Genomic DNA, 14,083 nt, shown 5'->3' with positions numbered 1-14,083 from the left:
AAGGCCTTTAGTTAACCTTGGGTGTCCAACAATCTGTGGGAACGCCACTGATTGAAGTTTCACTTAATAAAGCAAGGCTAAAAAATGGCCAATTCCATTAGTGGGAATGGCCATTTTTCAATGTACCTAGATCCATGAAAATAATGGTCTTCTGCGTTCATCAGAACTTTCTCCCTCTTCACCAGAGGGACTCTTCACTTCAGATTCCCTTTCTTGGTCCGGAGATTCTACTCTTCTCGGTCTTCCAAAGAAAGGATCAACTGGCCGTCTTCTCTCAGGCTGAACAAAATGCACATTTTCGGCCTCAACATATAGGTCTTTCACTTTAATGACCCGTTTTTTCTCGGACATTCTTACACCCCACTTCTTAGATTTAAACTCGTTTCATCTTATGCATTTACCTAAAAAGGGGTATAGGGCATATGCCTTCTTTTCACCTATAATTTTTTATGCTATTAGAATTTATAACTTTAGTCGGTTGATAGTATAAGTAAAACTAAGGCTTTCGCCATTAGTACTTGCACTCCAGGGTATAAGGGCTTCTAAGAAAGCAAAATACACTTTCAAGAATCCCTTTAACGGTAAGCCGAGTTTTTCTAAAAACTCTATTAGAACCATGGTCCGATGCCCACACAAAACTAGGAATAAGTCATATTGTATTAGGGACAATACGTCAAACTTAAAACTAAGAGAGGGGAAAAAGAAATGAGCTGTGGAAAACACTTTGATTCAGATAATTGCGTATGTGATGTTCTCAGAGAAATCGCAGATGCCCAAACCGACGTCCTACCAATCGAATGCGACTCTAGCTGTGAGCAATCCATTGCAGACTTACTTGGTGAAAGAGAAGATACGAACGGCTTAGATACTGTACCAGTATTGTTGTATTGTGACTGTAAACCATTTAAAGGCTTTGGTGCACCATACGAAGAAATTGGAAATCTATTTGGAAGCTTCTTCTTCCGCGTAAAAGAAGTGGATGAGGATTGCTGTGCAACTTTAGAACTTCTTCGCACACCAGGAGACACTTGTAAGGACCCTGAATCCCCAGTAGACCAAGACACTAGTAACCTTCGCACAACTGGCATCTGTATCACTGTAGATGTAAAATGTTTCTGTCACATCACATGCTTACCAGCCATTGACGCAATTACTCGAGTATAATTTTAATAAGCACCCACTCATTTTGAGTTGGGTGCTTTTCTCATGATTAAAAACCGAGCAATTTGATTTCTTTAATCGTTTCAAAGGGAAGATTCACTTGATATGGCCGCTGATATACTTTCATGTGTACCAATCCATCTTCGTAGTTAGTAATTAGTCCTCTAAATATTTTACCCTCACTCGTTTTCACCTGACACTTCATCTTAGGAACTTGTTTTGGCAATTGAACAAAATAGTATACCTTTTCTTCTAAGCTCATATCTTTAAACCGTTTTCTGTTTTGTTCTTTTGTTTCAGTCTCCTGTTCTACCTCTGCCTGAACTTCTTCTTCGTGAACCTCTACCGGTTTTTGTTCCTCTACAGCTTCTTCCTCCAAACTATGGGCCTGAAGAGCAGAGAAATTCAATGTGCGTTTTGAGCGCTTAGGTAAAGTTCTTCCCTCTTCACTTTCTTGCTGTTGAGATACTGCTTGATGATATTTTCTTTGCATTGAAGCTTCAGGAATTGATATAGACTCTGGCTGCTGAATATACAATTTTGGCTCTTGTTTAGATCTATTAAATTCTTCGTTCATTCAGCTTCCTCCTTTTACATTCTCTCTCTTGACACTATATGCAAAGAAAACTAGGTTCGTGCCTACAAAAAAAATCACAGTCAATAAAAGACTATGATTTTTCTCGATTATATGCTTACAATATTGAATCCAGCATCGACATGAAGGATTTCTCCAGTTATCCCTTTTGATAAATCACTCATAAGGAAATAAGCAGAAGAGCCTACATCTTCTTGAGTAACAGGTTGTCTAAGTGGTGCCTTTTCTTCAATAATTTTTAAAATCGCGCTAAAGTCACCTACTCCTTTAGCAGATAATGTACGGATTGGTCCTGCAGAGATGGCATTCACACGAATTCCGTATTTACCAAGGTCATTGGCCAAATAACGAACACTAGCATCTAAGCTTGCTTTGGCAACTCCCATAACATTATAGTTTTCAATAACTCTTTCTCCACCTAAATACGTTAGAGTGACAATGCTTCCCCCTTCAGTCATCAAAGGCTTTGCTGCTTTAGCCACTGCCGTTAAGGAATATGCACTAATATTATGTGCTAGAAGGAATCCTTCCCTTGTTGTATTCATATATTCACCCTTTAACTCTTCTTTGTTAGCAAAAGCAATACAATGGGCAATTCCATGAATGACTCCCACGTCTTCTTTAATAGCCGCAAAAGTTTCTTCCACCTTTGCATCGTCCGTTACGTCACATCCGTAAAATAAAGAGTTATCAGCTTCTAAAGTTTCTACTAATTCTTTGACGGGTTTCTCAAATCGATCACTTGCATAAGTGAAAATTAATCTAGCTCCCGCTTCATGTAGTGCTTGCGCTATCCCCCAAGCAATACTTCTTTTATTGGCAACACCCATAACGACATAGTTACGTCCCTCAAGAGAAAAATTCATGGTATGGTCCTCCTTGAAAAATTGTTTTTATTTTATGATATTAATTATTAGTACCTGCTACTATTTTATATGACCCTAAACAAAAACACAAATTTTTAAGGATTAGAAATACCGTATTCTAGGACCATTCGTAGTTCTTCAACATATTCCTTTGTACCAGTAACAATTAAGTGATCCCCCACCTTAAGTTCGGTGTCACCATGAGGAACTATGGAATCTTTCCCACGGAAAATCCGAACCATGATTACATCGCCAGCAAATGGGAATTTACGCAAAAGAGTACCGTCATATTCTGCATTATTCATTCTAATTTCATAAAGGGCACTTTCCTGTTTCGTTAAGATATCCACAATACTCGGTGCGTTAATCATCGCCTTTAACAAAGTTTTAGATGATTGCAAGACAGAAAAGATTTCAATTCCATGCTCTTTCAATTCTGCATGCATATTCGGATTTTCAATACGAGCGATGACACGTTCTACCCCTTTTTCTTTAGCAAACTTAGAAATCTTAGTATTTTGATCTCCATCCCCCGTAGAAACAACAAGGATATCAGAATGAAAAACACCGAGTGCTTCCAGCTTTTCTATAGAATAGTCACCTATCTCCTTAACATCAAAGGCAGATGGAACAATTTTGTTTTCATCCTTTTCCATTTTGGTATGATACAAAAAAGTCTTAAATAAATTAGGATCAAGTTCTCTTGTAACAGGTAAAGTCATACTATTTGCACCAATGAAAGCTACTCTTTGTCTACGTTCAGTTTCATCTACATATTTACCGTACACTTTCTTAAAGACAATGGGCGTGATGAGACATGTTAAAAGCGCGACTAGAATCAAAGTCCCAGACATTTGATTGGTAATCATCCCCATCCTCTCTGCAATTGTTGACGCTGCAACTACTAAGGAAAGGGTAGAGGTCAACAGAAATCCTGAACCTATAACCGTTCTCCAATCAAACCATTTTTTCATAATAAGTACTGGTACCAGCTTTGATACAAGTAACGCAAGAAAAAGGAGTGGAATTAATAAAAGTAACTTTGGTTCGTCGACAAGCTCCCATATATCGATATCTACCCCTACCATAACGAAGAAGATAGGGATCAAAAAACCATAACCAAAGCTATCAAGTTTTTTGACCATTTCCGGATCAGGGGATAATAAGGAAACAAGTACCCCAGCCATAAATGCCCCTAAAATATTTTCAGCACCCACTGATTCAGACAAAGCCACTAGAACGATAATTAAAGTAAATACGGCTCTTGTATCAATTTGTATAGTTCCTTTTGTCATAGTCTCAATGAAGGACTGGTTTCGAAATCTCTTTCCAACAAAATAAAGCAGTATCCCTGCACCAAATAACAAAAGAAGAAGCCACATATTACCTTGACCGCCTCCATAAATGGAGACAAAGACGGCTAGTAATATCATGGTCACGAGATCCGCGATAACTGCAATTAAGAGTATGACTTGACCAATATTGGTTTTCATCATTTGTGCATCCTTAAGAACAGGAACAACAACACCTAAAGAAATAGTTGAAATAATTAATGTCATCAAAAATAGATTATCTATGAAACCTAATAAAACAAATAAATAAGATAAACCAAGCGAAAGAACGAAAATACCAGCAAATACTACTGCGGCAATTACAAATGGACTTGGTATCTTTTCCCCTTTTTCGTTACTGTTTTTTCTTTTTGCAAATATGGAAAAATCTATCTCTAAACCACTTAAAAACATTAGAAAAATAAAACCTAGGGATGATAATATTTCTAACCAGGAACTCTCCTCCACAATACCAAATCCACTTTTCCCCAATATAAGACCAGCTATTATTTCCGCGACCACAACCGGAATAATTTTCAAATGTAATCGGTGTAAAAGTATTGGGGTGAAAAATGCAGCAATAATAACAATAAGTAATGATGTAATGGATGCACCATGTTCCATATAAGTTCCTCCTTTCTTATGAAAGCAAAGATTGAATAAAAACCGTTGCTAATCCTAAATAAATTAATATAGATAATAAATCGTTAATAGTTGTTATAAATGGACCTGAAGCTACAGCGGGGTCAATTTTCAATTTGTGCATAATTAGAGGAACCATAGCCCCTGCAATTGTAGCGACAAACAATGTTGCCATAATTGAAAGACCAACCAGAATCCCCAGAGTGAAATCACCTTTCCACAAATATACAAGTAATGCAATGAGGATTCCACAAATAAGTCCTGTAATTATCCCAGTTCCTGCTTCTCGAATTACTATTTTGCGTTTTCCCTCTTTTTCAGCTTCTCCAGTGGATATCCCTCTAATAGCAACAGCTAATGCTTGGGTCCCAGTATTTCCAGCCATTCCTGCTATGAGAGGAATAAAAATCGATAGAACGGCGACTTGATCTAGAGTTTGTTCAAAACGACTTATAAGACTTGCAGTCAACATTCCAAGAAAAAGAAGTATAATTAACCATGGTAATCTTTTTTTGGCAGCACCTAAGGCATTCTGGTCAGGACGTCCCATGTCCCCAACGGCAGCCAGCCTAGAATAGTCTTCATTTGCTTCTTCTTCCATAACGTCCATAATATCATCAACGGTTATAATACCAAGTAAATGACCTTGAAAGTCAATGACTGGAACAGCTAAGAAGTCGTAATCGCGCATCATTCTAGCAATATCTTCCTGGTTTTCACCTACAGGAACGGAAACCACTCGCTCACTCATTATGTCTCCAATACTTGTATCTTCTTCGGCAATAATTAAGTCTCGTAAAGAAATAACACCAACTAACTTCTTTTTTTCACTAATTACATAAATATAATATATTGTTTCAGCGTCAGGCGCTTCTTTTCTTAGATGAATCATTGCCTCTCGTACGGTTTGATTCTCATGGATCACAACAAATTCAGTTGTCATAATTGAACCAGCCGTTTTTTCTTCATAATGAAGCAGATCCTTAATCTCTGCTGAAGCCTGTTTATTCATTATGGTTAAAAAACTTGCAACCTTATTTTTCTCTAAAGTATTCAAAATATCAACAGCATCATCCGTTGACATTTCAGCTAAAATAGAAGCAGCATATCTTGGATCCATCTCAGATATATATGGTTCAACCTCAGCATAGTCTAAATGCTCCACCATTTTAGCCATTTCTGTAGGAGAGAGATACGCATAGATTTGGAATCGAATTTCCTCTGGTTGCTCTGCAAAAATTTTCGCCTGATCATAGGGATGCATTTCTAGAAAGGCTTCTCTAAATTGATTCATCTGATCATTAAGTAAAGCATCCTGTAAGTTTCTCCATAGTTGATGGCGTTCATTCTCTTCTAGATGTTCCATTTCAATCCCTCCTAGTAGAATTTCATTTAGAAAAACTTGGCTTATCGTTAAAGGATTCTTGAAAGCGTATTTGCTTTCTTAGAAGCCCTCATACTCTGGAGTGCAAGTCCTAATGGATTTTTTTCACGTACTACCAACCAACTAAAGTTATAAATAGCTGATAGTACAAAAAAGACTTTAATAGCTTATAAAGAAATTGCTTTGTTGTCAAAGATTATAGGTTAATAGAAGGATTTGTCGAAAATATAATAACTATCGTGAAATGTAGGCAAGAATGGTGTAAACTTATAAAGGGTATTTTAACCCGCATGAACGGGTAGCCAACCATGAAGCAGCTCCACCAACAAGGATGAAAAATTTAATGTTTTATTTCCATGGAAGTGATGCCCCTACCTCAAATTTTAAGTAATACAAGAGGAGTAGGTGAGGGATGAAGCCCCCACTGATGGAAGATTCACTTTATTATTTAAACTTTACCACAAGGAAGAGTACTATAGGTAGGACTTATTCGGGTTCTACTTTTCCAATAATTATTGAGATTAGAAAGGGATATATATGGAAAAACAAACACCATCCATGAAGATAGATTATTTCTTAATTATGATCATTTTATCTCTAGGTGCAATAAGTGCTTTTACGTTATACTCCATTGATCCATATCTGCCTGCCAAATATGACAATATTAATTTCGTAACGCAACAATTAACATGGTATGCCCTTGGTGCAGTGGCCATTGGTTTTATCATGCTTTTAGATTATGATCGTTTACGAAATTTAACTTGGATTATTTATGCAATAGGCATTCTTTTATTATTGGGATTAGAATTTAACGTTCCATCTGCCTATGTCAAAACGCTTAATGGCGCTACAGGTTGGTATGAAATCCCAGGAATTGGGACCTTCCAGCCAGCGGAATTTATGAAAGTCTTTATTGTTATCACCTTGAGTCATGTTATCGTTGGACATCAAGAAAAATTTCCTCAACCGCGAGTAAAGGATGATTTCTGGTTACTCCTTAAAATATTTGTCATAGCTATTATCCCTTTAGGTTTAATAGCCAAGCAGCCGGACCTTGGGGGAGCCCTTGTAATAAGCGCAATTGTTGCCTCTATGCTTCTTGTCTCAGGTATACGTTGGCGATTTTTATTAATCCTATTTGGCTCAGTAGCCATCCTTGTTTCTGGAGCAATCGGAATTTATTACTTTTTTCCAGATTTAGTTCTAAATCTTACTCGGAATTCGGATTATAAACATGCATTTGTTCGTTTCTATGGCTGGTTATCCCCTCAAGAATATGCTAGTTCATATGGCTTGCAGTTAATCAAAGCTATGCTTGCGATAGGTTCAGGTCAATTATTTGGGAAGGGAATCAGCAATATTGAGGTCTATATTCCTGAGCGGCATACAGACATGATTTTTACTGCTATCGCTGAACAGTTTGGATTTTTAGGAGCAAGTATTGTTGTGACGCTCTTTTTCTTAATGATTTATCGGATCATAGACACTGCACTCGAAAGCAATGATCCATTTGGTAGTTTTTTGTGTACGGGATTCATCGGAATGTTTACTTTCCAAGTATTTCAAAATATAGGAATGTCCATCCAGTTACTACCTATTACCGGTCTTCCACTCCCTTTCATTAGCTACGGTGGTAGCTCATTGGTTACCTATATGATTGCTATAGGAATTGTGCTAAACGTTCGATCAAGGACTAAAGTTTATATGTTTGATTAGTATGGGAAAGCTACTTTTAGCTTTCCTTTTTTCTTGACTGAAAGTGTACTTTTACATCTCTCTTAAGAAAGGATGAGAATTTTGAAAATCGATATTATTGGTGATGTTCACGGTTGTTATGATGAACTTATGGATCTCTTCAAAAAAATGGGATATTCTTTTGAAGACCATTTACCAAAACATGCTTCACGAGTTCCCGTTTTTTTAGGGGACCTTACCGATAGAGGACCAAAATCCATTGAAGTAATGCGCCTCGTATATAAGTTGGTCATTGAGGAAAACCGAGGAAAATATATCCCGGGAAATCATTGCAACAAATTGTATCGTTTTTTTCTAGGAAATCCTGTAAAACAACAGCATGGACTAGAGACGACTGTTGCAGAATGGGAAGAACTCTCTCCTAGGGATCAGAAAGAGGTTAAGGAAGAGTTTATAACATTGTATGAGACGGCTCCCCTATATCTTCAATTACCAGAGGTGAATGCCGTAGTAGCTCATGCCGGTATTAAACGTGATATGATAGGCAAAAAAGGGAAAAGAGTGGAGACTTTTGTTTTTTATGGAGATATAACAGGGAAAACCTTGCCTAATGGAATGCCAGAAAGATTAGACTGGGCAGAAGAGGATACTGGTGGAGATTGGATCATTTATGGTCATACTCCTGTTCGTGAGCCACGAGTAATTGGAAAGACCATGAACATAGATACAGGTTGTGTATTTGGAGGGAAGTTGACAGCTTTTCAACTCCCCGAAGAAAATATTGTCTCTGTTCCATCCTACCAAGAAGAAGTCCCAGAAAAATTCAAGACATTTGATGCCTGACAATTACAGGCGCTCACCGATTTGTTCCATATCCTCCTGTAAGGGAATGTGGAACTTTTTTGTTTCACCTGTAAAAGGATGAGTAAATCGCAAGGAATAACAATGGAGCGCCTGACGCTGAATCCAATTTCCGCGTCCTCCATATAAATCATCCCCTAATAATGGATGACCAATAAAAGAAAAATGGACACGAATTTGATGGGTACGTCCTGTTTCCAATTCTATCTCTAGAAGACTCATCTTGTCTCCTTCCATCTCTCCTCTTTTTATCACTTTATAGTGAGTGGTCGCTCTTTGCCCGTCTGGTGAAACCATTCTCTGGATAATAGATTCTGGATGTCTAGAAATGGGCTCGTCTATCGTTCCCACATCTTGTTCCACAAAACCTTCCACAATAGCTTGATACCTTCGTTTGACTTCCCCCTTCTGATGAAGTTCAGAAAGCCTTCCATGGGAGTAACGGTGTTTTGCAATAAGAACCAATCCGGATGTATCCTTATCCAATCTAGTCACTACATGAAAAGTATAGGGAATTTCGTGCGTTTTATAATACCCAAGAACAAAATGCGCAAGTGTTCCAGTAGGATGCTCTCTAGAAGGAATAGTTGGGATTCCAGGCTCTTTCCAAATAACTAGGACATCTTGATCCTCGAAAATAATTTGGATGGGATCAAATTCCGGTTGCAAGGCCTTGCCATGAGTCTCCGGTGGAAAGAAAATCTCAATTTGATCTCCATAGGAAAGTGCATATCTGACAGTAACATGTTTTCCGTTTACTAGAATGTCTCCATTTTTCTTAATTGCTGTTAGAAGACTTCGAGAAAGATGTTGTACTTCAAGCAGGTATTCACGAACGAGCATTCCCTCTTGTTCTTTTAAAATTACCCATTGCATGTCATTCTTCTCCTCCATCTTGTATAAAGGAGTCATGGACTCTTTTCCAAAATGGAAATGGACGAAATCGAGCAAAGCGTATTCTTTCCTTGGAAACGCGACACTGAATAGAATGTACATGCTCGTAAGTCTTCGTTATGTGGTCTATGGTTAATAAGAAGCTCCGATCATTCTTTGGCTTCAAAACACAAGTGTGATGGTTCGGTAGTATTAAAGGTGATCCAACAGTTCTAAACACACGATTGTTGATAGATGCCATTTCCGTGATTTGAATAGCATCTATTGCAGGATGTATGATGGCCCCACCTAAAGCTTTATTATAAGCGGTACTTCCAGAAGGTGTAGATATGCATAATCCGTCCCCTCTAAACGTTTCAAAATGTTCTCCACGAATTAATACGTCAAGAACTACCGATCCCTCAGTTGTTTTAACAGAGCATTCATTTAAAGCAAGAAAATGGTCTTCTTGCCCTCCATCCTCAGGCCTGATAATAATTTCTAACAATGGATATTCTACTACTTGAAAAGGAGACTGAGTGATTTCAATAATAAGCCGTTCTAGCTCCTTTGGTTGCCAATCAGCATAGAACCCCAAGTGTCCTGTATGTACACCAATAAAGGCGGTTCTGTCTAGTCGGTGAGTATAGGTGTGGAAAGCCTCGAGTAATGTACCGTCTCCTCCAACTGAAATGACAAGGTCAGGATCCTTTTCATCATAGTCCAGTTTAAACTCTGTCAGATAGTTCTTCATTCTTTCTTTTATTTCATCAGAGGAAGTATCTCCTCTAGAAGTAATAGCAAATTTCATTAAAAACTCCTCCGTCCCTAGTTATTATTCCCTTCTCGGTCTAACCATAAATTCTCTTCGGGCTTCTTGAATTTCATAGCGGATAATGGACATCTCCTCATCCAAACGAAAGGCGGCCTCTGCTGCCCGTTTTAATCTAGATTGAATATTTTCAGGGATCTGTCCCTCATATTTATAATTTAAGGAATGTTCATTAATAGCCCAAAAATTCATGGCCAACGTACGGATTTGGATTTCAGCAAGAATATGCTTTTCTCCGTGAATAGTTTGAACAGGGTACTTTATAATGACATGATAAGAGCGATAACCGCTATCTTTTTTTTCACTTACATAGTCTTTTTCTTCTACAATAGAAAAATCATTTCTTGTACGCAACATGTCCACAATCATGTATATATCTTCTACAAACTGACAAACAATACGAAGACCAGCAATATCTTGAATTTCTTCTTCTACTTTTTCAATAGGTATATTTTTACGCATAGCCTTTTCAATAATACTAGATACAGGTTTAACACGACCGGTTACAAACTCTATAGGTGAATGTTGTCTTTCAAATTCAAACTGGACACGCATTCCTCTTAATTTTATTTTCAGCTCATCAACTGCCTGCTTATAGGGAGTTAATATAATATCCCAATTCATATCTTTCACCCCGCCTCTTAACTTGCACAATCACATTTTATCATATCATTACTAGGATCACCTTCTCTACTATCAGCACATATTAATTGCATTTTTGCCGGATATTCTGAATAATAAGAAACGGCTAAAGACTGAAGGAGGTCCTTCCATTGGCTCAAGAACTTGAAATTGAATTTAAAAATCTTTTGACAAAAAAGGAATATGATCATTTGATTCAAGCCTTTAACATAGCGGATCAGGAACCCTTTCATCAAGTTAATCATTACTTTGAAACCTCTGATCTTAAGTTAAAAGCAAACCAAAGTGCATTGCGTATTCGACAAAAAGAAAACAAATGGGTTCTCACCCTTAAGGAACCACATCCAGATGGTTTATTAGAAACCAATGAAACATTAGATCAAAAAGATGCCGAGGTATGGCTGAAAAACGGATTTGGCCCCTCGAATGAAGTGAAAGCCAGATTGTCGGATATGGAAGTTGATCTAGAACAGTTACATTATCTAGGTGAACTAGAGACTGAAAGGCTGGAAAAAGAAATTCCAAACGGCCTTCTAGTTCTTGATAAAAACCAATATCTAGGAGTCATTGATTACGAGTTAGAATTTGAAGTTCCACAAAAAGAACAAGGTCTCAAAGATTTTGAACAACTCTTAAGTAAATATAAGATTTTAAAACAAAAAACTTCAAATAAAATAGAACGTTTTTATACTCAACTAACAAAATAAAGTGAAACATCAATCAGTGGCAGTTCCTCACTGATTGTTAGCACTCAAGGGTATGACACCTAGAGGCCCTTGAACCAATCGGACTTTTACGGGTTCATCCCCCACTTACTCTTTTCGTTTCACTTAAGACTTGATGTGGGGGCATTACTGCCATGAAAATAAAACATTAAATTTTTCATCCTTGTTGGTGCAGCTTGCTTCATGGTTGGCTGCCATTTCATGCAAGATAAATTAATCTATTATAGTACAGATAAAACGTAACATTTGCTCCAAAGAGTTTTGGTTGCTAAAATGAAAACAACATGTACAACTAGAAAACTTAGGAAGTACTATAAATGGTCATTACATTAATATACCATTTATAAAAAGGAAGAAAGGAAGTATTAGCTCCATGGAACAAACCTTATACGAGGCAATCGGGGGAGCTCAAAAATTGGAGAAGTTAGTAGATAGCTTCTACGGTTATGTACAGGAACACCCAACCCTGATTCCAATTTTTCCAAACGATTTAACTGAGACAGCACGAAAACAAAAACTATTTCTTACACAATTTCTAGGGGGACCTGCTTTATATACTGAAGAGCATGGCCATCCAATGTTACGAGCGAGGCACTTACCTTTCGCCATCACTCCTTCAAGAAGGGATGCATGGCTAGAGTGCATGGAAAAAGCAATTACGGAAGCAAACATACCTGAACCTTACAACGAAATCATTTTTCAAAGGCTAACACACACCGCTCAACATATGATTAACACACCAGAGAAATGAAAGGAGAATTGATGTGAGTATAAAGAATTCTGGGACATCTGGACAAGGGAATCAAACGAACACTCAATATGGGTTTTTTGATTTATTAAAAAAACCAGTAGAAGTTTATGTTTTTATTGATCCCTTATGCCCAGAGTGCTGGTCACTTGAACCCATTCTAAAAAAACTCACCATCGAATACGGGAAATACTTTACTTTAAGACCAATCGTCAGCGGAAAATTAACTCATCTAAATGCGGAGAAGCTGTCAAAGCCTTCAAAACTTGCGCAAGCATGGGAAAAAACAGCCAACCGTACGGGAATGAGTTGCGATGGAGATGTTTGGTTAGAGAACCCTATTGATTCTCCATGGTTGGCCTCGTTATCCATTAAAGCGGCTGAACTCCAGGGTAGAAAAGCTGGTGTCCGCTTTTTGCGAAAACTGCAAGAATATGTATTTTTAAAAAAGAAAAATATCTCTGACAGTAAAGTCCTAGTTGAATGTGCTAGTGAATCTTGTTTAGACGTAGAAGAATTTTCACGTGACCTGCAAAGTACGGGAGCCAAAAAGGCTTTGCAATGTGACCTGAAATTAACGCAAGAAATGAATGTTGATCAAATTCCAGCTATTGTTCTCTTTAACCAACTAGAAGAGCAAGATGGTATTAAGGTGACTGGCATTTATCCCTATGACGTATATGTTGACGTTCTAAAAGAAATTTTAGCTAAAAAAATCATCCCTAGTAAAAAGCCTCCTTTAGAAGAGTTCTTACAGCATTATCGTTTTGTTGCTAGTAAGGAAATTTCAGTCGTGTACGACTGGTCTGAGGCAGAAACGGAAAAAGAAATGAAAAAACTCTTACTTCTTCAAAAGGTTGAAAAGGTCCCTGTCAAACACGGGACCTTTTGGAGGTATGTTTTATAAGAAAAGCGCAAGCACCCTTGATCATCGACGTAAGACGGTGAGGCCCACAGGATGTGGGTCACGTAGGCGTTGCGACACGATGGCGCGGTTTTAGCCTACGTTCCCTCCGAGATAAAGGAAACACGGTTCACAAAGTGAATCGATGTTGACTTATCCAAGGAGAGGAGGGAACCGACTCTAGTCGATAGGGCTCTATGTAGCTTTCCTTACTCGGGGCAAAAGCTTCAAGATTACTCGAGAAAGCTTTTTTGCTGGAGCTAGACAAATATTATACTTTCTTATTCTTGTAAGAAAAGCTGTCGCTCTCTCGACAGCTTTTTTGTTTGTATATATATTTGTACAAACTTCTTCTAAAATTAAATCAAAATAAATAAAATGTAATAAAGTAGAAATTTAAGATTGGAGTTCATGATCCGGGAGAATTTTAACAAAAAAAGAAGGATAAGCAACGGGCTTACCCTTCAAACTTTTGTCTTTTATTTAAAAGACAAAGGGGGATGGGAGAAAGTTTCACGGTCAAACAAAGGGGTTTTGTTTGTTTGTGATTCACTTCACGTTAATAATATATCAAGTATTCAAAGGATAAACAATACTTTTGTTATACATTTCACAAATCTGTCAAAACTCTTCTTCCCTATTTGCGTAAGAGGTCCATAAAAGGGAATAGAAAGGAAGGTGCATCCATGAAAACTATGACTTGGATTATCTTTGCCCTATTATTTTTGATTGCTTTCGTTTTTCAAATCTTTGGCCTTATGGGCTTTATTCCAGTTTTCATATCTACCCCGCTACTATTTATTTCAATTTACCTAATGGTACAC

14 protein-coding genes are annotated in these 14,083 nt (G+C 37.6%); 6 read left to right on the top strand and 8 right to left on the bottom strand.

Annotated features, from left to right (window positions below; genetic code table 11):
• Nucleotides 1-126: 126 nt before the first annotated feature.
• Nucleotides 127-351, bottom strand: a complete 225-nt coding sequence (locus RZN25_01550) for a hypothetical protein (protein MEQ6375521.1) — start codon at nt 349-351, stop codon at nt 127-129.
• 354 nt (nt 352-705) lie between these two features.
• Here RZN25_01550 and RZN25_01545 point away from each other — a divergent pair, with 354 nt between their 5' ends.
• Complete coding sequence (locus tag RZN25_01545) at nt 706-1,164, top strand: CotY/CotZ family spore coat protein (protein ID MEQ6375520.1); 459 nt, start codon at nt 706-708, stop codon at nt 1,162-1,164.
• 46 nt (nt 1,165-1,210) lie between these two features.
• Here RZN25_01545 and RZN25_01540 read toward each other — a convergent pair whose 3' ends face one another.
• The 4 genes from RZN25_01540 to mgtE all read right to left on the bottom strand — a co-directional run bounded on the left by RZN25_01540 (nt 1,211) and on the right by mgtE (nt 5,961).
• Nucleotides 1,211-1,738 (bottom strand): CotO family spore coat protein, encoded by a 528-nt coding sequence (locus RZN25_01540; GenBank protein MEQ6375519.1) that lies wholly within the window; start codon nt 1,736-1,738, stop codon nt 1,211-1,213.
• A gap of 107 nt (nt 1,739-1,845) precedes the next feature.
• Nucleotides 1,846-2,622 carry an enoyl-ACP reductase FabI gene (gene fabI, locus RZN25_01535; GenBank protein MEQ6375518.1) on the bottom strand — a complete coding sequence of 259 codons (777 nt, stop codon included), beginning with the start codon at nt 2,620-2,622 and terminating at the stop codon, nt 1,846-1,848.
• Nucleotides 2,623-2,717: 95 nt separating this feature from the next.
• Nucleotides 2,718-4,577: a monovalent cation:proton antiporter family protein gene (locus RZN25_01530; GenBank protein ID MEQ6375517.1), complete on the bottom strand. Its 1,860-nt coding sequence runs from the start codon at nt 4,575-4,577 to the stop codon at nt 2,718-2,720.
• A gap of 16 nt (nt 4,578-4,593) precedes the next feature.
• On the bottom strand, nt 4,594-5,961 hold the full coding sequence (gene mgtE, locus RZN25_01525; protein MEQ6375516.1) for a magnesium transporter: 1,368 nt from the start codon (nt 5,959-5,961) through the stop codon (nt 4,594-4,596).
• A 555-nt stretch (nt 5,962-6,516) separates the two neighbouring features.
• On the opposite strand from mgtE, the gene RZN25_01520 reads away from it, so the two are divergent.
• Nucleotides 6,517-7,695 (top strand): FtsW/RodA/SpoVE family cell cycle protein, encoded by a 1,179-nt coding sequence (locus RZN25_01520; GenBank protein MEQ6375515.1) that lies wholly within the window; start codon nt 6,517-6,519, stop codon nt 7,693-7,695.
• A gap of 81 nt (nt 7,696-7,776) precedes the next feature.
• Nucleotides 7,777-8,517, top strand: coding sequence for a bis(5'-nucleosyl)-tetraphosphatase PrpE (gene prpE / locus RZN25_01515; GenBank protein MEQ6375514.1), 741 nt, complete (start codon nt 7,777-7,779; stop codon nt 8,515-8,517).
• Nucleotides 8,518-8,520: 3 nt separating this feature from the next.
• Here prpE and RZN25_01510 read toward each other — a convergent pair whose 3' ends face one another.
• The 3 genes from RZN25_01510 to RZN25_01500 are packed head-to-tail and all read right to left on the bottom strand — an operon-like array spanning nt 8,521 to nt 10,864.
• Nucleotides 8,521-9,411 carry an RluA family pseudouridine synthase gene (locus tag RZN25_01510; protein ID MEQ6375513.1) on the bottom strand — a complete coding sequence of 297 codons (891 nt, stop codon included), beginning with the start codon at nt 9,409-9,411 and terminating at the stop codon, nt 8,521-8,523.
• A gap of 1 nt (nt 9,412) precedes the next feature.
• Nucleotides 9,413-10,219 (bottom strand): NAD kinase, encoded by an 807-nt coding sequence (locus RZN25_01505; GenBank protein ID MEQ6375512.1) that lies wholly within the window; start codon nt 10,217-10,219, stop codon nt 9,413-9,415.
• A 24-nt stretch (nt 10,220-10,243) separates the two neighbouring features.
• A complete protein-coding gene (locus RZN25_01500; protein MEQ6375511.1) occupies nt 10,244-10,864 on the bottom strand; it encodes a GTP pyrophosphokinase family protein in 621 nt (206 codons plus the stop codon).
• Nucleotides 10,865-11,013: 149 nt separating this feature from the next.
• Between RZN25_01500 and RZN25_01495 the strand changes: the two genes are divergently transcribed.
• The 3 genes from RZN25_01495 to RZN25_01485 all read left to right on the top strand — a co-directional run bounded on the left by RZN25_01495 (nt 11,014) and on the right by RZN25_01485 (nt 13,262).
• Nucleotides 11,014-11,589, top strand: a complete 576-nt coding sequence (locus RZN25_01495; GenBank protein ID MEQ6375510.1) for a CYTH domain-containing protein — start codon at nt 11,014-11,016, stop codon at nt 11,587-11,589.
• A 391-nt stretch (nt 11,590-11,980) separates the two neighbouring features.
• Entirely contained in the window at nt 11,981-12,358 is a 378-nt protein-coding gene (locus RZN25_01490; protein MEQ6375509.1) for a globin, read from the top strand.
• A gap of 19 nt (nt 12,359-12,377) precedes the next feature.
• Nucleotides 12,378-13,262, top strand: coding sequence for a ClpXP adapter SpxH family protein (locus RZN25_01485; GenBank protein ID MEQ6375508.1), 885 nt, complete (start codon nt 12,378-12,380; stop codon nt 13,260-13,262).
• Nucleotides 13,263-14,083 lie beyond the last annotated feature (821 nt).

This window comes from Bacillaceae bacterium S4-13-56 (genome assembly GCA_040191315.1).
In the GTDB taxonomy this organism is placed as follows: domain Bacteria; phylum Bacillota; class Bacilli; order Bacillales; family JAWJLM01; genus JAWJLM01.
This window is presented reverse-complemented; position numbering and strand designations above follow the sequence as displayed.

Coding starts and splice junctions, on each gene's coding strand:
- RZN25_01550 (MEQ6375521.1), bottom strand. CDS start 351: ATGTCCGAGAAAAAACGGGTCATTAAAGTGAAAGACCTATATGTTGAG.
- RZN25_01545 (MEQ6375520.1), top strand. CDS start 706: ATGAGCTGTGGAAAACACTTTGATTCAGATAATTGCGTATGTGATGTT.
- RZN25_01540 (MEQ6375519.1), bottom strand. CDS start 1,738: ATGAACGAAGAATTTAATAGATCTAAACAAGAGCCAAAATTGTATATT.
- fabI (MEQ6375518.1), bottom strand. CDS start 2,622: ATGAATTTTTCTCTTGAGGGACGTAACTATGTCGTTATGGGTGTTGCC.
- RZN25_01530 (MEQ6375517.1), bottom strand. CDS start 4,577: ATGGAACATGGTGCATCCATTACATCATTACTTATTGTTATTATTGCT.
- mgtE (MEQ6375516.1), bottom strand. CDS start 5,961: ATGGAACATCTAGAAGAGAATGAACGCCATCAACTATGGAGAAACTTA.
- RZN25_01520 (MEQ6375515.1), top strand. CDS start 6,517: ATGGAAAAACAAACACCATCCATGAAGATAGATTATTTCTTAATTATG.
- RZN25_01510 (MEQ6375513.1), bottom strand. CDS start 9,411: ATGCAATGGGTAATTTTAAAAGAACAAGAGGGAATGCTCGTTCGTGAA.
- RZN25_01505 (MEQ6375512.1), bottom strand. CDS start 10,219: ATGAAATTTGCTATTACTTCTAGAGGAGATACTTCCTCTGATGAAATA.
- RZN25_01500 (MEQ6375511.1), bottom strand. CDS start 10,864: ATGAATTGGGATATTATATTAACTCCCTATAAGCAGGCAGTTGATGAG.
- RZN25_01490 (MEQ6375509.1), top strand. CDS start 11,981: ATGGAACAAACCTTATACGAGGCAATCGGGGGAGCTCAAAAATTGGAG.